General features: G+C 46.7%; 19 protein-coding genes. 3 read left to right on the top strand and 16 right to left on the bottom strand.

What is annotated here, in order from left to right:
- Nucleotides 1-310: 310 nt before the first annotated feature.
- Both alsS and budA read left to right on the top strand, forming a co-directional pair.
- Nucleotides 311-2,008 (top strand): acetolactate synthase AlsS, encoded by a 1,698-nt coding sequence (gene alsS, locus LCF57_RS03610; RefSeq protein ID WP_413232178.1) that lies wholly within the window; start codon nucleotides 311-313, stop codon nucleotides 2,006-2,008.
- A 161-nt stretch (nucleotides 2,009-2,169) separates the two neighbouring features.
- Nucleotides 2,170-2,916, top strand: coding sequence for an acetolactate decarboxylase (gene budA / locus LCF57_RS03605; protein ID WP_225999469.1), 747 nt, complete (start codon nucleotides 2,170-2,172; stop codon nucleotides 2,914-2,916).
- 236 nt (nucleotides 2,917-3,152) lie between these two features.
- On the opposite strand, the gene LCF57_RS03600 is transcribed toward budA, so the two are convergent.
- From LCF57_RS03600 to murI, 5 genes are all read right to left on the bottom strand, one after another.
- Entirely contained in the window at nucleotides 3,153-4,133 is a 981-nt protein-coding gene (locus tag LCF57_RS03600) for a S8 family peptidase (RefSeq protein WP_225999468.1), read from the bottom strand.
- 230 nt (nucleotides 4,134-4,363) lie between these two features.
- Nucleotides 4,364-5,758, bottom strand: a complete 1,395-nt coding sequence (locus LCF57_RS03595; protein WP_225999467.1) for an MATE family efflux transporter — start codon at nucleotides 5,756-5,758, stop codon at nucleotides 4,364-4,366.
- A gap of 89 nt (nucleotides 5,759-5,847) precedes the next feature.
- On the bottom strand, nucleotides 5,848-6,270 hold the full coding sequence (gene fosB / locus LCF57_RS03590; RefSeq protein ID WP_225999466.1) for a metallothiol transferase FosB: 423 nt from the start codon (nucleotides 6,268-6,270) through the stop codon (nucleotides 5,848-5,850).
- Between the two features lie 14 nt (nucleotides 6,271-6,284).
- Nucleotides 6,285-7,136, bottom strand: coding sequence for an aminoglycoside phosphotransferase family protein (locus LCF57_RS03585; RefSeq protein WP_225999465.1), 852 nt, complete (start codon nucleotides 7,134-7,136; stop codon nucleotides 6,285-6,287).
- A gap of 87 nt (nucleotides 7,137-7,223) precedes the next feature.
- Nucleotides 7,224-8,027, bottom strand: a complete 804-nt coding sequence (murI, locus tag LCF57_RS03580; protein ID WP_225999562.1) for a glutamate racemase — start codon at nucleotides 8,025-8,027, stop codon at nucleotides 7,224-7,226.
- 287 nt (nucleotides 8,028-8,314) lie between these two features.
- Between murI and LCF57_RS03575 the strand changes: the two genes are divergently transcribed.
- Nucleotides 8,315-8,941, top strand: a complete 627-nt coding sequence (locus LCF57_RS03575; RefSeq protein WP_225999464.1) for an FMN-dependent NADH-azoreductase — start codon at nucleotides 8,315-8,317, stop codon at nucleotides 8,939-8,941.
- 174 nt (nucleotides 8,942-9,115) lie between these two features.
- Here the strand turns inward: LCF57_RS03575 and LCF57_RS03570 are convergent, their stop codons facing one another.
- The 11 genes from LCF57_RS03570 to LCF57_RS03515 all read right to left on the bottom strand — a co-directional run bounded on the left by LCF57_RS03570 (nucleotide 9,116) and on the right by LCF57_RS03515 (nucleotide 19,432).
- Complete coding sequence (locus LCF57_RS03570) at nucleotides 9,116-9,694, bottom strand: NAD(P)H-dependent oxidoreductase (RefSeq protein ID WP_225999463.1); 579 nt, start codon at nucleotides 9,692-9,694, stop codon at nucleotides 9,116-9,118.
- Between the two features lie 229 nt (nucleotides 9,695-9,923).
- Nucleotides 9,924-10,226 carry an ArsR/SmtB family transcription factor gene (locus tag LCF57_RS03565; RefSeq protein ID WP_225999462.1) on the bottom strand — a complete coding sequence of 101 codons (303 nt, stop codon included), beginning with the start codon at nucleotides 10,224-10,226 and terminating at the stop codon, nucleotides 9,924-9,926.
- A gap of 68 nt (nucleotides 10,227-10,294) precedes the next feature.
- The gene (locus tag LCF57_RS03560; protein WP_225999461.1) at nucleotides 10,295-10,804 is read right to left on the bottom strand and encodes a hypothetical protein; all 510 of its coding nucleotides are present in this window, start codon (nucleotides 10,802-10,804) and stop codon (nucleotides 10,295-10,297) included.
- Between the two features lie 175 nt (nucleotides 10,805-10,979).
- Nucleotides 10,980-11,135 (bottom strand): hypothetical protein, encoded by a 156-nt coding sequence (locus tag LCF57_RS03555; protein ID WP_225999460.1) that lies wholly within the window; start codon nucleotides 11,133-11,135, stop codon nucleotides 10,980-10,982.
- Between the two features lie 282 nt (nucleotides 11,136-11,417).
- Complete coding sequence (locus LCF57_RS03550) at nucleotides 11,418-11,888, bottom strand: nucleoside deaminase (protein ID WP_225999459.1); 471 nt, start codon at nucleotides 11,886-11,888, stop codon at nucleotides 11,418-11,420.
- Nucleotides 11,889-11,973: 85 nt separating this feature from the next.
- A complete protein-coding gene (locus LCF57_RS03545) occupies nucleotides 11,974-13,392 on the bottom strand; it encodes an NAD(P)-binding domain-containing protein (protein ID WP_225999458.1) in 1,419 nt (472 codons plus the stop codon).
- Nucleotides 13,393-13,477: 85 nt separating this feature from the next.
- Complete coding sequence (locus tag LCF57_RS03540) at nucleotides 13,478-14,722, bottom strand: pyridoxal-phosphate-dependent aminotransferase family protein (protein WP_225999457.1); 1,245 nt, start codon at nucleotides 14,720-14,722, stop codon at nucleotides 13,478-13,480.
- Nucleotides 14,719-16,008, bottom strand: coding sequence for an allantoate deiminase (gene allC / locus LCF57_RS03535; RefSeq protein ID WP_225999456.1), 1,290 nt, complete (start codon nucleotides 16,006-16,008; stop codon nucleotides 14,719-14,721). Before allC ends, LCF57_RS03540 begins: the two co-directional genes overlap by 4 nt.
- Nucleotides 16,009-17,397, bottom strand: coding sequence for an allantoinase (locus tag LCF57_RS03530; RefSeq protein WP_225999455.1), 1,389 nt, complete (start codon nucleotides 17,395-17,397; stop codon nucleotides 16,009-16,011).
- Nucleotides 17,398-17,445: 48 nt separating this feature from the next.
- Nucleotides 17,446-18,306: a 2-oxo-4-hydroxy-4-carboxy-5-ureidoimidazoline decarboxylase gene (gene uraD / locus LCF57_RS27820; protein ID WP_318840597.1), complete on the bottom strand. Its 861-nt coding sequence runs from the start codon at nucleotides 18,304-18,306 to the stop codon at nucleotides 17,446-17,448.
- A gap of 76 nt (nucleotides 18,307-18,382) precedes the next feature.
- Nucleotides 18,383-19,432, bottom strand: coding sequence for an aromatic ring-hydroxylating oxygenase subunit alpha (locus tag LCF57_RS03515; RefSeq protein ID WP_225999454.1), 1,050 nt, complete (start codon nucleotides 19,430-19,432; stop codon nucleotides 18,383-18,385).
- Between the last annotated feature and the right edge of the window lie 16 nt (nucleotides 19,433-19,448).

Here is a 19,448-nt window from a genome sequence, read left to right as displayed (position 1 = left end):
CTTTGTAGAGGAAAGTGATTTTTATCATGTGGAATGACAAAAAATAGATAGCCCTCCCTTCATCTTGCCACTTGGAGCAAAATAACTCTTTCTGCTTTAGGGCATGAAGCGTTGTTTGAAAGCCTTTGTTTCCAAATCTCGCACTTTGTATTTCTCCTTATAAACGACGTTTCGAAAACGATTTCATCATTTTTTGCCAATTTTCAGAAAATTTCTCTCTTGAAAATACCAGTTATTGCATTATAATTGTAATATACATCCATTGTTTTACATTGAAAGTATTTCATATATTTTAAAGACAAAAGAAGAGGTGACTGCATTGAGTACAAAAGTACAAGATGTCCAAACAAAAACCGATACGAAAGGAGCTGACCTTGTTGTCGATTGTTTGATCAAGCAAGGGGTAACGCACATTTTTGGCATTCCGGGTGCCAAGATCGATTCCGTTTTTGACGTTCTTCAAGATCGCGGTCCAGAATTGATCATATGCCGCCATGAACAAAACGCCGCCTTTATGGCAGCAGCGGTCGGTCGCTTAACCGGAAAACCAGGCGTATGCCTTGTTACCTCCGGTCCCGGCGCATCGAATTTGGCGACAGGACTTGTCACCGCTAATGCGGAAAGTGATCCCGTCGTTGCTTTGGCTGGTGCAGTCCCAAGATCCGAACGCTTGAAACGCACACATCAATCCATGGATAATGCCGGGCTATTCGAACCCATCACTAAATACAGCGTTGAAGTAGAACATCCTGATAATGTACCAGAAGCTATTACCAATGCATTTCGGATTGCGACCTCAGCCCAGCCTGGAGCCACTTTTGTCAGTTTGCCGCAGGACGTGTTGACTTCGTCATCTGAAGTAACAGCCATTGAAAAGCTTTCTCTTCCACAGCTTGGAATTGCACCATCCGGGCTAATCAAACAAGTCGCAGGCCAAATCAAAAGAGCCAAGCTGCCCGTACTTCTTCTCGGTATGAAAGCCAGCACTCCCAAAGCCACAGCAGCTATCCGCGAACTCATTCGAAATACGGATTTGCCTGTAGTCGAAACCTTTCAGGCCGCTGGAGCTATCTCTCGCGAGCTGGAAAGCCACTATTTCGGAAGAGTGGGGCTGTTCCACAATCAACCGGGCGACATGCTTCTTGCGGCCGCAGATCTGGTACTGACAATTGGCTATGATCCGATTGAATACGATCCAAAAAACTGGAACATTCCTGCAAATCGAACTCTTATTCACCTGGATGATCATCAAGCAGATATCGACCATGATTATCAACCGGATTACGAGCTTATCGGTAATATAGCCCTGATTGTAAGTAGCCTCGCAGAGGAAATACCTACATTAAAGCTGTCTAAAGCCTCATGCGCTCAAATGAACCGCCTTCGCCAAGATTTGAATGACCAGGCTGAGGTTCCTGTACGCAAACACAACTATTTGATTCATCCATTGCAATTCATTCGTACATTACGCAGCCTGATTGATGATAACGTCACGGTCACCTGTGATGTGGGTTCACACTATATTTGGATGGCCCGATATTTCCGTTCATATGAGCCACGGCGCCTTCTGTTCAGCAATGGGATGCAGACATTAGGTGTAGCTCTGCCCTGGGGGATTGCTGCCACACTTGTCAACCCTGGTCAAAAAGTCGTTTCTATTTCTGGTGATGGAGGATTTCTTTTTTCATCCATGGAGCTCGAAACCGCCGTACGTCTCAACTCCCCGCTCGTGCATATCGTATGGAGAGATGGAACCTACGACATGGTCGCTTTTCAGCAAAAGATTAAATACGGCAGAACTTCCGGTGTAGAATTCGGAAATGTAGATATTGTGAAATATGCTGAAAGCTTTGGGGCAACCGGATTGCGTGTGCATGGTCCAGATGAACTGGAAGGTGTACTGCAGCAGGCACTCCATACCGAGGGTCCCGTAGTCGTCGATATTCCGATTGATTATCAGGATAATATCCAGCTGGGACGTAAACTGCTTCCTAATCAATTAAACTAACCTTAACTGTTGCTCACTCGTGGCAGCTTCGTGACAATTAAGGAGTTTAACGTTTTTTTATGCTTTTTTTGAGTTGTTAATGTTATTTACTGAAAATTTACGTTTATTATCGAAAAAGAAAGAAAATAAATGCATACAATTACAAAAGGAAGTGTATTACCATGACCGTTGCAGAACTGGAAACCAAGGAAGAAACTGATCATGATATTTACCAAACATCCACCATGCTCGCTTTATTAGATGGTCTTTATGACGGGGTCGTTGCCTTCAAAGAACTACAAAAACACGGGGATTTCGGGCTTGGGACCTTTGATCAACTCAATGGTGAGATGATCGCGTTTGATGGCGAATTTTACCACTTGCTTCCAGACGGTACGGCCCATCGTGTAAAACCGGAAGAGACTACTCCTTTTTCCACAGTCACCTTTTTTCGTGAAGATTTCACATATACTATTGATCGTCCCATGCGTCGCGATGAACTGGAAGCCCTGCTGCTCAAGCTGTTTCCAAGCCGCAATTTATTCTACGCCTTCCGTTTAGATGGCACCTTCCATGAAGTAAAAACACGGACCGTGCCTCACCAAGTGAAACCTTATAAACCTTTTATCGAAGCAACCAAGTCACAGCCTACCTTTACTTTTAATGAGACTTCCGGAGTGGTCACAGGCTTCTGGACACCTGCCTATGCCCAAGGTATCGGCGTAGCTGGATTTCACCTGCATTTTATTAACGATGAACGCACCGGAGGCGGTCACGTCTTTGATTTAATCGTCGAAAAGTGCACCATCCGCCTTTGTCAAAAATCCAATCTGCATCTTGTGCTACCCGATACACCGGATTACTTGACCGCCAACCTGTCCAGAGAAAACCTGGATAAAGAAATCGCTGTTACCGAAGGCGCGCAATAATCGCAGCATATGACTCATCGAGGTAACCTATAGACAGACACCAAAAGATCACAGTCAGGGAGAGAGAGACTTGCTGCTTTCCGACTGTGATCTTTTTTATATACGAATTTATATACACGATACTACTTTTGTCCTTACTTGACTGTTTTGTCCTAACTCGGACCCACTTATGTCTCGATCTGGCACAAAAAACGACTCTCCATTAAGGAGAGCCGCTATAAATCCGTTGTTACGGCTTATTTAACCTTAAACGATCCTGCACTCAGTATTCCTGCTACACGCTGTGCATCGAAAATACGGGAAAGCTCCTCTACGGCTGTCAGGTACAATAGACCATTGCCTTCCAGCTTAGGAGAATGGCCAAGTGGAATCGTGCGTTTGATGAGTTGTGCGTACAGCTCCGGTTCGGTGAGATTACGCTCAAAGCTCGCATTTGCCAGCTGCTTAATCAATGCCAAAGCACCTGCTACGTGCGGGGTAGCCATCGAAGTTCCGCTAAAGGTCGCATATTTGCCGCCCGGAACGGTGGACAATATATCCTCACCTGGTGCAACCAAATCCACCTCATTATTAGAGTTGCTGAATTCCGAGGCATGTCTGTCAAAGTTTACTGCGCCTACGCTAATCACTTCATTATAGCAACCGGGGTAGCCAAGCTCGTCCGTTCTATCGTCACCGTCTCCCTCATTTCCAGCTGCACAGATGACCAGAATTTGGCTGGCCACTGCCTTTTGCACCGCTTCATGCAGCTCAGGCACATCCTCAGGGCCGCCAAGCGACATCGAGATGATATCTGCCTTTTGCTCAATCGCATAATAGATGCCTTGAATAATCCAGTCATATTGGCCTGAGCCCTGCTTGTTCAGCACTTTGATAATGAGTAGATCCGCCTCAGGGGCGACACCCACGACACCATTCTCATTTTCCGCTGCTGCGATGGTTCCTGCCACATGTGTACCGTGACCGTTGTAATCCTTGAAGATCTCCGGATCACCTTCATCATCATCCGTGAAATTCCGGCCGCCAATAATGCGATCCTTCAAATCAGGATGGTCCGAATCACAGCCCGTGTCCAGCACTGCTACCTTTACTCCCTGGCCTCGAGTCTGGTTCCATACCGCAGGAGCCTGAATCAGCTCCACACCTTGCGGTATTTCATTCACTTGTTGCTCCTGCTTGATCACTTGGTAAGGAATGATATGCACTTTTCGTTCCATCCTATTCCCTCCTTCTGGATACAATCGGAAACCATCCGTCTATGAAACTTTGAAACCCTCTACGAAGTGTATCGTTCGAGGTTACTATATTCTAGCAATTTTTGAAAAGTTTTAACATCCCCATTTTGCTTATTTTTGTAAAAAAAACAGACATCCCCCACCATTTTTCTGGAGAATGTCTGTTGGAGACTATCTTTTGTAGGATGCCTTTTCTGGAATTTCCGTCAGTCTTACACCGATTCCGCCTGAAGTTCAGCTTTAGATAACAGCGATTTGTACTGCCATTTCCGACCTTTCCAGCGTAAATAATGAAAAATACCTCGTACCCATTCATCGCAGGCATGGGCAATCCATACCCCAAGCACGCCATATCCCATATGAATGCCCAGTACATATGCTAGCGGGATTTTAATCCCCCACATTGAGATCATGGCCATCATTAACGGGAACTGAACATCTCCCGCTGCCCGCAAGGAGTTAATGACCACGTGATTGAACACACGCCCCGGCTCCAGCAATATACAGAACAGCAAAATTGCTGCCCCCAATTGGATGATTGCTGGCTCATCCGTAAAAATCGCCATCACTTCATATCGGTAAAAGGAAACGACTACGATTACGGCAATCGTAATAACCAAAGACCATTTCAGGCTTCGCAAAAGTTGATGATACGCCTTTTCCTTGTCTCCTGCTCCAATCAGGCGGGCAACAATAATTTCTGTCCCTTCGCCTACCGCCATTCCGAATACCATAAAAAAGTATACAATCGTATTCGTATAAAAATGAGTGGCGATCGCCGTTGTACCCATGAAGCTGACAAATCGGGTTACCATCATTTGACTAAGCTGATAGGACAACCATTCCAGCCCTGCCGGAATACCGATCTTCAGGATTGCCACCAGCTTGCTCCATTGAAGCTGTACATAATACCGGAGGCGAATCGGCGCACTTACACGTTTGTACAGCAGTGTAAAAATCCAGACGCATGCTACAACGCGGCTAACTACCGTTGAAATGGCCGCTCCCGCCACTCCCATTTGCGGCAGACCTAGCCAGCCGTAAATGAGCAGTGCATTCCCCACAACGTGTAAAATATTCATACCAATGCCCACGATCATCGTATCCTTGGTATAACCATGCGAGCGAATCACCGGACCAGCGGTTAGCATCAGCGCTTCCAGAAACAGCGAGCCTCCTGCCAGCATCATATAAATCTCGGCATTTTCCTTAATCATTGGAGTAATATGGTAAAAGGAAAGAAGAAAATCGCGACTTACAATAAACATCAAACTCAGCGCCAGACCAAATACCAGATTAAAGGTGAGAGCTGAAGCTGTAACACGGCTCGCATCCACATGCTTTTGCGCACCCAATAGCTGAGCAATGATGACACCTACTCCAAGACCAAGCAGATTGAACAATATGATTGTAAATTCAATCAACTGTCTCGATACCCCTACAGCCGATACAACCTCGTCTGAAACATGGCTGAGCATGAACGTATCCACGCTACCCATCAAAATATGAAACAGCATTTCTATAAAGATCGGCCAAGTAATCGCAAAAACTGTCATTGTTTTAACGTCTTTCGCTTGCTTGGAACCGCTTTCCTGCGACATTGACATACTTCTGTATTCCTCCCAAATGCGAACCCAATCATTACTTATTACTTACACATTAATATCGATAACTCTTTTATATCGATAACACTTGCTCATTCATAAAAAGTCATATGCTTCTTCTCATTTTTATAATATTCCAGGCGGTCCTGCAATTGTCCTGTGTGGAATTCAAACTTATGTCCGTCTGGATCTGTAAAATAGACCGACCTTTTGTCTTGTTCATTCCGTTCTCGTCCGGGCAAAATGGTGACATTGAAAGTTCTCAGCTTGTTAAGCATATCCTCAAAATCCGCTTCGGCTACCGAAAATGCAATATGTGTATAGGAATGATGAATTTCATTTCTCGGGACATCCTCCTCTACGTTGAGAGCCAGCCACATTCCCAGACAGTCCAGATAAGCCAGCTTACGTCCTTTGACGAGCAGTTTTCCATCTAGTACATGTTGATAAAAATATATCGATTTCTCCAAATCTGAAACTGAAAAGCAAATATGATTCCATCCTTGTATGCTCATATTGCCTCTTCCTTTCAGCGAACCCTGTTCAGCCAATAGGTCCACGCTTCTGTATATTGATCGAGATCTTCCGGATGATGACGAATGCAGGTGGCTATACGAAAATATAATCCCTGCAGCACTTCCCTGCTCAATTCATATTCCCTTGTCAGCTCCGGCCCAAGCCTCTCTGCCGCAGGTAAAATAGTATCGAAGGTCAAGCTATCCGGTGATGAGCAGAAGGCATATATCAGATCATATAGGGGTTCTCCCACCACTGGATCAGGATCAATAATGCCCGTCAATGTACCATTTTCAGCAAACACAAAATTATGTACTCCAAAATCGCCATGAAGCAAATATTTAATATTCCGTTGTGGAAATCCAGCCACAAGTGTATGAACGAAACGATGATCCTCTTGGGGTAGAATGTCTTGTATGATCTTTCCAGACTCCTTCGTTCTATGCAGCAGAAAATCTCTCCATTTCATAAACGGATGATCTGGATAGCCATAATGGCGTTCCGCTCCGAGGGGCTTGTAATGTGCAATGACCTCGGTCGCCAGACTGAGCAGCAAATCGGCTTTATTTGTTTTACGATATTGCCCGGTGAGTCCTGGCTTGAACGTATATACCAGATAACGATGCAACGAATCTACATGAACCAAGTGCGATAGCTTCTCAATCTGTAAATAGGTATGTAAAAATGCCGCTTCGGCTTCTATCATTGCGGGGTCATTTTGCTTGATCACATATCGCGGATTAGTTCCATCCATGACAGCAACCACTTCGCTCGAAGTTCCGCCGGTCAGCGGTTTGAGATTTTGCATATGGCTTTCAAGCACGCCTGCATCATAAAGCTCATTCAGGATCAATTGAATGTCCATGAAAAGCCTCCCCATGTATCTGATCCATAATGCGGCTGGCGCTTCGGATTGTTCATCTACCCCACCTGTTCGCCAGCCGTTCTTCCCTTAAAAATATATCTTTTCATGCTCCGCATAGATTTCAAGCGCGCGTTCCATCTTATGCACGTAGGCTTCATCCTGACTGGAACATAGAAATGTAACGTGCTCCTCCTGCGATTGACCCACTTTTACCGGAGATGCCAGCAAATTACGCTCGGACAGCACCTGTTTTAATCGTCTAACCGTTCCCTGACTCCCATCGATTAGCTGAATATGAGAAGGCAACAGTTCCTTCAGAATTTCCTTATAAAATGGATAATGCGTACATCCCAAAACGACCGTACCATAGATGTCCAGGTTAAACGAAGACAACTTACGTTTAAAATATTCGAACAATTCTGTCCGGTCAAAATTTAACTGCTCACAATATTGCACAAGCTCCGGCAGAGGTAGTGAGTCCACACTTCCATGATCGTCAACTCTTGATACCAGCGCTGCATAACCGGATTGCTTTAATGTCAGCGGTGTAGCTAACACAAGTACTCTTTTTCCATTCGCTCGATTCATCTCTACCGCAGGCTTCACTGCCGGCTCCATACCAATAATCGGAATAGCATAATCTTTCCTCAGCTCCGCAACCGCGATACTCGTCGCTGTATTGCAAGCAATGACCAAGGCCTTAACATCCTCTTTCAGGATCGTTTCTACTGAAGCCTTGACATATCCAAGCACCTCTTGCGGTGCTTTCGTCCCGTAAGGAACATGAAGCGTATCTGCCATGTATACAAAGCTTTCGTTCGGCAGCCGTTTTAACGCCTCAGATAATACCGTAATTCCACCTAGTCCTGAATCAAAAAAACCAATTTTCAAGCTGCTCACCTTTTTCGTTCAACTGTTGTACCGCATTTTGCAGGCAACGTCGTAACTTCATTTTTCACCTATTCAATACATACTCTCAACTGCTCATATTTAAATTTTACCGCAAAACTGATAATTTGCAAAAGAAACACATGAATTTTACAGTGTAAAAAATAAAGTAGCTTTTCAAAGTAAATTTAATATAAAAGCGTTGACAGATATTATCTTTATATTGTAATATTACGAGGTAACTTACTAACTTAACTTACTTATTCAATTTACTTAGGGGGAAATATTTCATGTCTAAAGTATTGTTTGTCAAAGCTAATGATCGTACAGCCGAAGAATCTGCAACGGTTAAATTGTATAACGCCTTCGTGGAAAGCTACAAGTCTTCCCACCCATCTGATGAAATCACTGAGCTGGACCTGTTCTCTGTCGAGCTTCCTTATTTGAACGCCAACATGATTAACGGTACATTCAAGTCCGCTAGAGGCTTGGAACTGAATGCTGAAGAAGCTCGCCTGGCCAACATTGCTAATGGCTACCTGGATCAATTCCTGGCAGCAGACAAAGTGGTATTTGCTTTCCCGCTCTGGAACATGACGATTCCAGCAGTACTGCATACGTACATTGACTACCTGAACCAAGCTGGTAAAACATTCAAATACACCGCTGAAGGTCCTGTGGGTCTCGTAACTGAAACTAAAGTTGCCCTGTTGAATGCAAGAGGCGGCGTATATTCCGAAGGCCCGGCTGCTGCTGCTGAAATGTCTTTGAACTACATGAGCAACATCTTATCCTTCTTCGGTGTAAAAGACATCGTGAAGGTTGTACTGGAAGGACATAACCAAGCTCCAGATCAAGCACAAGAAATCGTTGCATCTGCTGTACAACGTGCAACAGAAGCAGCAAAATCATTCTAATACCATATATATGATCAAAAGAGGATATCCGCACCCTATTGGGAATGGATATCCTCTTTTTTTTGTTATAACGTATGAAAAACGCGTGACCATCCTGCGCAAGGGATGATATTAGAACCCACTAGTTATTTGTTGTTACTGTTTTAGCATCCAATAGAACTTATTAATACTCCGTTAAATTTGAACCCTGCCTGAGAGCGCCGGTCGACTCTCTACATAGTTGGCGTAATCTGTGGCATACTTCTCGAGCTGTTCATCGCTCACTTCACGAATTCCGCTCACTACAAAGTGCGGGCGATAGTTCATTCCGGTGTAGTTAGCAGTCTGCTGGAACGGACGTAGTATCTCACTGTATGAATAATTGTGAAGGCCTCCGGCTTGGTACATGCTTTGAGCGCCTCCCGTAGAAGTGGCAATGAGGAGCTCCTTGCCTTTCAGCTTATCGCCTCCTTTGCCGTGAGCAAAACCAAGCTCGAATACTTCATCCAGCCATTTTTTCAGCAAAGCGGGCGAGTTGTACCAGAACAGTGGAAATTGAAGCACGACACGGTCGTGGGCCGTCAACAGCGCCTGCTCACGCGCAACGTCGATCTTTTCGTCCGGGTAAGTCTCGTACAGTCGATGAACGGTAACATTGCCTCTTCGTTCAAGCTCTACCGTCAATCGTTTGTTAATGCGGGAAGCCTCCAAATCCGGATGCGCAACGATAACGAGTGTTTTAGCACTGCCGGACGGGTTGGAATGGTTGGACAATATGGAACAGCTCCTTTTTTAGGGTAAATTTTTGGCAGTCTCTAAGAACGCCTGCTTCATAACCTGTTAACTCCGTTAGCATTAAAAAAATGTCACCACCACCATTGATACAATTCGAGATATGTCGATTTGTTGGGTAAAATAAAAAAATGAATTTACAAATCTCGAATTATCGATTTATTATTTATATAAAAACTGAATTCAAATGGTTTGAATCCAGTTTTTATGACTAGAGTTCTTGCTGAATGTAGGAAGTAATTTGTTTTAAGGCGTCTTCATCTCTTTTGTAATATGTCCATTTTCCTATTCGAGTCGATTGTATAAGTCCCGCCCGCTGAAGGACAGACAAATATTGAGATGTCGTTGATTGGGTCATATTCAGTTTTGCTGTAATCTGACTAACACATACTCCAATCTCAATAAGGTCGACCCCTTCCTGAGATCCAAAATGGGCTTTAGGGTCTTTTAGCCACTCTAAGATTTGAAGACGTGCTTCATTAGACAGTGCTTTAAATACTTCAATTGGGTCCATTGGCTTCATATAATCATTATATCGACGTTTCACGATATGTCAACTCATTGTTATGCAATACCTTTTATTTAAGGAATAAACTGCTGCACGATTTTAACGATCTTGCCGTCACGTAGCGTCACATGGTACGGAAATTGGCTAAGGTCCAGAACATCTTTTTTGGCGAAATCTTGTTCAAACTGTTCCAGCGGAATCGACTCGTTCCATTTCACGTCTGTGTCTTCAATACGACCGGTATGATCATAAATTTGTACCTCTACCGAAGCATCCGACGCAACCTGATATACATCATTTTGAACGGAATTGTTTACGATGTAGTAGCCGTCCGGTGCTCCGTCCAACCCTGTATTTCCTTCATGCTCCAAAAATGCCTTGTCCGCTGCCTTACCTTCATACCATTCAATTGGATCTGCCGACAAATAGATTTGTCCGTTACGCATCTCCATTTGGTTTATATATACGGTCTCCTGATTTTCAGCAGGTGTTACGGGTGTGTAGCCTTGTGCTGTTGCTCCCGCCGCCGTCATCAATATCATCATTAAAGCCAATACTGTCCATTTCGAAGCTAATCTCATCATGTCTGATCTCTCCTTACCGTCTGGGTATGTACACGGTGTCTGTAAGCTTCATTACCTTTATGGACTCATCATAAACGTTGTACGGTTAAAAAGTGTATCAGATACATAAAAAAGAAGTTACGATTTTTTAAGACTTGGTCTTAAAACTTGATTACATATCCTGCCTTACTTCTCGTCATCTTATCAAACCAACCTGACGTGCTTGTTCCTCCGTGAGAATAAACTCCTCATTTCCCCACACCTCGTCTTCTTTGGTTGCACCAAACATCCCCATAATCTCTGTCCACATTCCTTTGTCGGCAGCTTCCTTTTGCGTAATAATAATTTTCATTGCTACTCCTCCTCGTGAAAAATATGTGCAATCCGCAAGCTTGTCCTGAATTTGCCTAATCATTGTTCTGTTTATAACATATGTACCCTTTTTCAGCCGAGAGTATTCGTATCTTAATTAGAAGAACATACAGAAAAACATGCTAATGAAGTGTTCATACGATTATGCACCATAAAAAGCCACCATCGAACTTCAATCAATGGTGGCAATAATGTTGACTTATGATTTAAAGGATACTAATTGCTTAGTAAGCATTTTGCAGCATGACAGTACATGACAGTATTAATATTCTATTTTTTGAACTGATGTGCTCCATGTTTCAAAAGGCAGCTTGCTTTTGGGCGGGTATATTTGACTCATAATTATTGAACGATCTTCCATAGGCAAAGCAATTTGTTCATATATAAATTGGTCGTCAAATCCTATGATTGCTGCTTCTTCCTTTGTACATGCGTAGTAGACTGCATCAGGTCTTGCCCAATAAATGGCCCCAATACACATTGGGCATGGTTCACAGCTTGTATAGATCACACAACCATTTAATTGAAAATCATTTAAATGATTACATGCTTCTCGTATAGCCTGTACTTCTGCATGTGCTGTAGGATCGCAGGACGAGGTAACTTCATTAACTCCACTTCCAATAATTTTTCCATCCTTAACTACAATGGCACCGAATGGGCCACCATGACCAGAAACGACATTTTGGTGGGCTAACTGGATTGCTTGATTCATTAAGGTTTCGTTACTCACGGGATCATCCTCCTGCTATTCATTTCAAGGTCATTCATCCAATAAAAACGATAGTATCAGCCGTGTGTGAGTTTTTACCCTTGGTTCATGCCTTTTTCGGCCACTCGCCAACAAATTCAGCCTTATCATAGGCAAAGAAGTCTTTCAGAATCTCTTCGCGATCATCGAGGAAGAGCTGATCTGCCACTGCCGACGCGAGCTTGGGTATAGCAAATCTCATGCCAGAAATGGCAGAAGCCGAGAGCCCGCAACTGACCAAAGCAGCATAGTTAAAAGCAAAAAGTCCGTTCAGCAGTTTTGGGTCCTTGTCATCGCGGCTCAAGAAAGCAAAGCCCGGACTCAAATAAGGATGTGCATCAAGCAAAGGATTAGCTACCGCTTTCGGGGCCTTATAACGGTCTTTCCAGCGCGCAATGTGGCTTTCGACAAGCCTCAACTCCGGTCGCAAAGCCGGATCGGAGAGGAGACCTGTGCTGATAACGAGAAAATCGAAGGTGAATTTGCCTTGAGGCACAGTCACTGTCGCTCCTTCGTCCGCAGCCTCCACATCAAGCCATGGCGCACCCAAATGCAATTGGATACCGGGCCATGAAACCGCGCGCTCAAAGGTGTCATTGGTCGGCGGCTGATTGTGCTTGAAAAAATGGGCGATCACCGCATATTTCTCGGCATCCGAGAGCGTAGCAAACCGTTCAATCATGCCGGACAATTCCATCTGACGGATCGGGTTGATCCTAGGCAGTTCCTTTCGGCGAACAAAAATATGGACCTCAGCCACTTCTTCAGCTAGTGCGAAATTGGCATTATCAAAGGCCGAAGCCCCACCGCCCAATATAGCGATTCTCTTGCCTTTCAGCGAATCAAAATCAATGGTTTCCGAGGTGTGGGCATATAGGTGATGCGGCAGTTTATCAGCAATCACGGGCGGAACATACCATTCTCCACCGCCCTGAATACCGGTGGCCAACACAACCTTGCGTGCCAGCAATTGAGCAGATGGTGCTCTCGCCCCTTCGATATGCAGGCGGTGAATCCCGCCCTCCACGGGCTCGATCAGCTTCAGCCTGACCTCATTAACGACAGGCAGATCAAGGACCTTTCGATACCAGCGCAAGTAATTCATCCAGTCGCCCCGCGGAATCTTGACCACCTCTTCCCAGCCTTTCTGCCCGGCTTGTGCCTCCCACCATGAGCGAAAGGTCAGCGAAGGAATCCCCAGGTCGATGGAGGTCAAATACTTGGGTGTTCTCAACGTCACCATGCGGGCATAGGTTTCCCACGGTCCTTCGGAGCCTTCCTTGTTTTCGTCGATAACGAGAATGTTGGAAACACGTTCTCGCAAAAGGCCGAAGGCTGCGCCCAAGCCGCATTGTCCGCCGCCGACGATCACAACGTCATAGACATGCCCCTTAGGATGGATCAGTGGGCGAACCCAGTTAGGTCCCCTGAAGTTGAGATAGGAAAGATCGGTTATTACTCGTTCATTTAAAGCCTCTAGGCTCATGATTGCTCATTCCTTTCAGCGGTCGGTAAGACGAAAGAGAGAGCGATCTGGCTGACGACCATGACTTTGGTTTCCGATTTCCGGTTTATCCATACGTATTCGCCTTTCTGCTATAAACGTCCAATGCGGCCTGTGAAGCAGCTCCAATATGAACGGGGACGCGATGACGGAGCAATGCGGCCTCAAGCGCTCCAAGCAAGTGCAGCACATTTTTTTTATTGCAGCTATATCCCATAGTGCCGATCCGCCATATTTTCCCTTTGAGCGCCCCGAACGAGCTGGCGATTTCAATGCCGAATTCGTGAAGAAGCATCGTCCGAACAGATTCGCCGTCAACGCCGTCTGGTATATTTACGCACGTAACCATCGGCATCTTGCAGCCAGGATTGCCGAACAGCGTTAATCCCATCGCACGAATTCCAGCCACCAATGCCGCTTCATGCTCGAGATGGCGGGCAAAACGCTGCTCCAACCCTTCTTCCAATACGAGACGTAAGCCTTCCCGCAGGGCGTACAGCATCGAAGTCGCTTCGGTATGATGGTTTAATCGGACTGGACTCCAATAGTCCTGAAGCTGACTTAAATCCAGATAATTACTTTGAATTCCTTTACCGCTCCAACCGGTTTCCGTCTGGGGATCGCGAAGCCCACGTTCGATTCGTTTTCGCTTCAATATTTTCGCTGCTGCCCGCTCATTATAGGTAACAGGTGCCATGCCTGCCGGAACGGAAAGACATTTTTGTGTTCCTCCAATCACGGCATCCAGCATCCACTCATCCGTCGCAACCTTCGTTCCACCGACCGTCGCAACCGCATCGACGACGAGAAGAACATCCAACTCCCGGCAAACTTTCCCTATTTCCTTCAGCGGCTGCATACGTCCTGTCGATGTCTCGCCGTGGACGATCGCCACAATATCCGGACGCTCTTGACGGATCCTTTTCACTACTTGCTCCGGATCAAAGACTTGCCCCCATTCCTGCTCCATGGTAGAGATCTCGGCTCCGCAGCGTTCCGCAATTTCTACCAACAAATGGCCGAATCTGCCGTAGATCGGAACCAATACACGGTCTCCCGGTTCAATTAAGCTCGTCAGCACAGCTTCGATACCGGAACGAGATGTACCGTCAACCGAAAATGCCCAGTGATTGTTCGTTTGGAACAACACCCTGATCATGTCCATCGTTTCATTCATGATGTCGGTAAATTCTGGATCAAACTGCCCCAGTATCGGAAACGACATCGCCCGCAGTACACGCGGATCCACCTCCACCGGTCCGGGGGTCAAGATTGTACGAGGGGACGGTGACAGATCACGATACGTTTTCAAAGCGCTCCCCCCCTGTCATAGGCCAATACATACAAGAAATCGGTTAGGACGGAAACACCAGTAGCAAGCTCCTTCGTGGACGTGTATTCATCGGGAGAGTGGCTGATGCCGCCGCGGCTAGGAACAAATACGAGTGCGGTTGGACAGACGGACTGCATCACTTGCGTATCGTGACCGGCACCGCTGAACATGCTGAGAAAGCTCAAATTTCTATGCATACAAATATGTTCCACCATTCGAGTCAGTTCTACGTCCATCATGACCGGCTCTGCGTTCATCCATTGGCTGAGGGTCAGCATAAGCCCCCGTCTGGCTGCAACTTCTTCGAAGCTTATTTTCACGGCTTGACAAAAAGCGGATAATGTCACAGAATCCGAATGCCGCACATCAAGTGTAAACGTGACTTTGCCGGGAATCACGTTAGATAGACCAGGGATCACTTCCAAGCTTCCTACGGTCGCTACCATCGGGGAGCCGTAGCTTTGCGCCAGCCCTTCGAGCAACTGAATCATTTCGGATACGCCCGCAAGCGCATCTCGCCGCAAGGCCATCGGCGTCGTTCCCGCATGATTTGCTTCGCCTGTGACCTCACACGTAAACCGCTTTTGCCCGACGATGCCTTTGACCACCCCAATCCCCTTCTCTTCCCGTTCAAGAACCTTTCCCTGCTCGATATGAAGCTCGATAAACGCTTGGATATCGTCCCGTTTTGCAGCGCGCCCCGCCTTGGAACCAAATCCTGCCGACATCATCGCTTCCCTTAAACTAACGCCTCCGGAGTCGCATATTTCCGGTACTTGATCGACCGAATAACGTCCTGAAACATTACCAGAACCCCAGTATGTTAACGGAAATCGGCTTCCTTCTTCTTCACAGAACGAGACGATCTCAAGGTTGCATTTCGGTCTTCCGTATCGTTCCAATAAAAACTGAAGAGCTGCTAACCCTGCGGCAATGCCGAAAGCCCCGTCATATTTGCCTCCATTTATGACGGTATCTATATGGGAGCCTGTCAGAATCGTTCCCCGATTCGGTTCCGTTCCTTCAATTCGTCCATAAAGGTTCCCCGCTTCATCAAAGTAAACCTTAAGCCCGGCTTGCTTCATCCTGTCGTTTAGAGCCGTTTGCGCTTGTTTCCAGGAATTCGAATATAGAAACCGGGTAATACCTCCCCCGCCGTCTGCACCATATTCGGATAACCAATGCAATGTTTCTTCGATAGAAGCAGCTAATCGGTTGATATCCGGCAGCTCTTGCGGTAAGCGTGGTATGACATTGTTCATCATCTATCCCCCCCCCTTACGCTTGAATGGATGCAGCAGCATTCCCTTTCTCGACAGCGAAACTCCTTCGCCCAACCTATATACCACTTCACCACGACATAAAGTGGCAGTTACCCGGCAGTTCAATTGCCTGCCAACATAAGGACTATGTTTATGACGGTAATACAAATCATTCGCAGCCAAGGTATACGGACTGTTCAAGTTGAAAATCGTCAAATCTGCGTCCATTCCTACTTGAATCGTGCCTTTGCGGGGAAAGAGACCAAAACGGCGGGCCGGATTTTCAGACAGCAGCCGAGATAACAAGGGTAAAGGAATCTTTCGTTTCAGGTGTCCTTCATCCAGAATCAGTTCCATCGAGCTCTGTGCTCCGGAAATGCCTCCCCAAGCTTGAAACCAGTCGTCGGATCGCTTTAACTCGTTCGGACACGGTGAATGATCCGAAGCGATCATGTCTATCTTCCCGGCAGCAATTGCCTTCCACATCTCTTCCCGTTCCGCTTCGGACCGGAGCGGCGGGGCACATTTCGAAACGGTTCCGAGGGACCCCATATCATCACAGGTCAGCATCAAGTAGTGCGGACAAGTTTCCAACGTAACATTCATGCCTGTGCGTTTTGCCTGATCAATCAGCTCTACAGCTTGAGGATTGCTAATATGCACAAAATGCAGCGCGCAACCTGTCTGCTTCGCATAAAACAGTGCACGATGGACGGCTTCCAATTCCGCAAGTACCGGCCGGGATGCCGCATAATCGCGAAACCCGGTTTTGCCGGTATGCTGCGCTTTAGCGCCAAGCCCCGCTACCAGCGGCTCACTTTCTGCATGAAGGGCAAGAATGCCGCCAATTGCAGCAATTCGCTGCATCCCCTCATATAAGGTAACATCATCGACTCCCCGGAAAATGTCCTCTCCTTCTCCTCCCGGGTGGGACATAAAGGCTTTGAATCCGGCAACTCCTGCCTCCGCCAAAGCTTCCAGTGATTTCAGATTTCCTGGTACAAGTCCTCCCCAGAACGCGTAATCAACGTACGACTGACCATAGGCCAAAGCCGATTTTTGATTTAATGCGCTTAATGAAGTTGTAGGCGGCCGGCCATTTAGAGGCATGTCTATGTAGGCGGTGCATCCGCCTGCAGCAAGTGATGCCGATCCACTGACAAAACCTTCCCAATCACCTAATGCCGGCTCGTTGAAATGAACATGAACATCTATCATTCCAGGCAGTACAAACTGTCCGCTTGCATCAATGACTTTGCATTCCTGCGATGGCTCCAGCAATTGCCGGAGTACGTGGATTTTTCCATTTTTAATTCCGATATCGAGAACATATACTCCATCTGGTAAAACGACTTGACCTCCCCGTATGACAACCTCCAGATACTCCGTCATAATCCATGCACCCACTTAACAAAAAATACAGTATTTTGTTTCAATTAATCAGCTTCCCCGGTACGTGCTGTAGCCGCCAGGAGCTACAAGCAGCGGAACATGATAATGGCTGCCCGCATCACTCACACCGAAACGAATCGGAATGCACTCCAGAAAAGGGGGCTCTTTCCCGGCCAAGCCCTTCTCCCGAAAATAATCGGCAACGTAAAAAACCAGCTCATACTGTCCCACCTTCAACTCGCCGCCTGACAGCAGAGGCGCATCCAGGCGTCCGTCCTCATCGGTTACGACAGAACGCAGCAGCCTCCGTCCCACCTCACCGCCGATTTCCCACAGCTCGAGCTTCATTCCGGACGCCGGTGCGCCGCAGGACACATCTAGCACGTGGGTAGTTAATTTTCCGTCGTTAGGGCTCATAATCAAGTCGCTTAATCGAAATTGGGCAATCTTGAATACTTCCTTCAAGGCCAGGATTCTCTCTTCATCCCATTCGTCACCAAGCCGTTTGCCCAAGGCGGTATAAATCGAATCTTTATTCAGGCCGCGTACGGCTATAATGAAAGGAAATCCGAATTTATCCTTGTAGGCCTGATTGCCGGCCCTAAATTGTTCATAATCCTCGGGAGAAAGCTCATCCAGGCCAGCGCCCCGCTGCTCTTTAACGGAGACCTCCGTCATTTTCAGCTTGCCAGCAAGATCAGGGTGAGCGCAGAGCAGGGCAAGTTGTTCATCAAGCGCAGATTGCTCCACCGCTTCTTCCAATTTACTGGACAATTGCCCAAAAGAAGCAAAAGGACGGGATATCCATGCGCGTTCCGCCACCCAAGGCGAGTGCTCGAACACCCATCCCAGCGCATCGACAAACTGCTCTCTATTCATTCGATTAATAGAATCCAAGGATAATTTCATTCTGCTCCCCTTCATATGCTCTTGCAGTTGTTATTTTTGCCAATGTGACGGCTTTTCCAATTTTCGAGAATTTCCTTTAGGCTGTATAGGACCTGCCGAGCCCCATCTCGCTAAGAAGCTGCCGGTAAGCGATGGAGGTGCGATCTGCCGGAATATGGACCTCTGCTTGCAAATCGAGTGGCAAATCCTCTGGAGTCTGCGCTTCTACCATCTCTCGGTCTTCCTGAAACACTTGTAAATTGAACTTGATGGTATCTTCAACGGATGCATCTTTATCAAAATTTCGTGAAATCGGACAAAATAACCGGGTGTAGCGGGCCGATACCGGGCAGGCACAGTTCAGGATCATTAGCTTGCCGTCGTTCGGAAAGTAGACCGTAAGCGAAGCCGCGAACGGAGGAAATACGCGAAATTCGCGAAGCCATTTAAAGCCTTCCGGGACCAGATTGTTCTGACCTTTGCCGTAATTGCTAACCGTGCTCCAATATTCGGCAAGCAAGCCGCTGCCTTCGCGCTTGACGGTGTACTGAGGCACAAACGGGTTATCACGGTCTCCGAAGGTATCGGTATGCACAAAGGCGAAGTGCGATACATCCAGGAAGCCTTCCATCTGGCGCCCTGCCGAACCTGCAATGTCGAAGCTCGGCGGCAGCATGTTCAGGTAATCCGGGTCATCCCATCCCGGAAACTCGGGAATTTGCACGTCGCTGGACGCAAGAGATGTCCAGATCAGACCGTATCGCTCTACTACGGGATACGTGATCAATTTCAGCTTAGGCGAAATTTTGGCGTCGGGATACGCCGGAACTGATGTGCATTTGCCCTCGCAGTTGTAACGAAGTCCGTGATATGGGCAAACAATTTCTCCGTTTTCAACCCACCCCTTGCTAAGGGGAGCACCTCGGTGGAAGCAAAGGTCACGGGCGACAACCACCTTGCCGTTGCTACGGTAGCATACGAGCTTCACATCAAGCAGCTTTACGCCAACAGGTTTATCCGTGATTTCGCTTGCCTGCACCACCGGGTACCAATATTGTGCCAACACCTGCCAATCCTCCGGAGTGAACGTGCAATCCCGCGGAAGTTGAACCTCAGAATGGTTATTTTTAGCTTTAGGTACCACCATGGCACTCTCCTTATCC

It is taken from the genome of Paenibacillus sp. BJ-4 (assembly GCF_020404765.1).
Classification (GTDB): Bacteria; Bacillota; Bacilli; order Paenibacillales; family Paenibacillaceae; genus Paenibacillus.
The sequence above is the reverse complement of the archived record's forward strand: the minus strand, read 5'-3'. Positions and strand labels throughout refer to the sequence as shown.

Bases quoted from the DNA above. Each gene is read 5' to 3' on its own strand.
- budA (WP_225999469.1), top strand. From the start codon at position 2,170: ATGACCGTTGCAGAACTGGAAACCAAGGAAGAAACTGATCATGATATT.
- LCF57_RS03600 (WP_225999468.1), bottom strand. From the start codon at position 4,133: ATGGAACGAAAAGTGCATATCATTCCTTACCAAGTGATCAAGCAGGAG.
- LCF57_RS03595 (WP_225999467.1), bottom strand. From the start codon at position 5,758: ATGTCAATGTCGCAGGAAAGCGGTTCCAAGCAAGCGAAAGACGTTAAA.
- fosB (WP_225999466.1), bottom strand. From the start codon at position 6,270: ATGAGCATACAAGGATGGAATCATATTTGCTTTTCAGTTTCAGATTTG.
- LCF57_RS03585 (WP_225999465.1), bottom strand. From the start codon at position 7,136: ATGGACATTCAATTGATCCTGAATGAGCTTTATGATGCAGGCGTGCTT.
- LCF57_RS03575 (WP_225999464.1), top strand. From the start codon at position 8,315: ATGTCTAAAGTATTGTTTGTCAAAGCTAATGATCGTACAGCCGAAGAA.
- LCF57_RS03565 (WP_225999462.1), bottom strand. From the start codon at position 10,226: ATGGACCCAATTGAAGTATTTAAAGCACTGTCTAATGAAGCACGTCTT.
- LCF57_RS03560 (WP_225999461.1), bottom strand. From the start codon at position 10,804: ATGATGAGATTAGCTTCGAAATGGACAGTATTGGCTTTAATGATGATA.
- LCF57_RS03555 (WP_225999460.1), bottom strand. From the start codon at position 11,135: ATGAAAATTATTATTACGCAAAAGGAAGCTGCCGACAAAGGAATGTGG.
- LCF57_RS03545 (WP_225999458.1), bottom strand. From the start codon at position 13,392: ATGAGCCTAGAGGCTTTAAATGAACGAGTAATAACCGATCTTTCCTAT.
- allC (WP_225999456.1), bottom strand. From the start codon at position 16,008: ATGATGAACAATGTCATACCACGCTTACCGCAAGAGCTGCCGGATATC.
- LCF57_RS03530 (WP_225999455.1), bottom strand. From the start codon at position 17,397: ATGACGGAGTATCTGGAGGTTGTCATACGGGGAGGTCAAGTCGTTTTA.
- uraD (WP_318840597.1), bottom strand. From the start codon at position 18,306: ATGAAATTATCCTTGGATTCTATTAATCGAATGAATAGAGAGCAGTTT.
- LCF57_RS03515 (WP_225999454.1), bottom strand. From the start codon at position 19,432: ATGGTGGTACCTAAAGCTAAAAATAACCATTCTGAGGTTCAACTTCCG.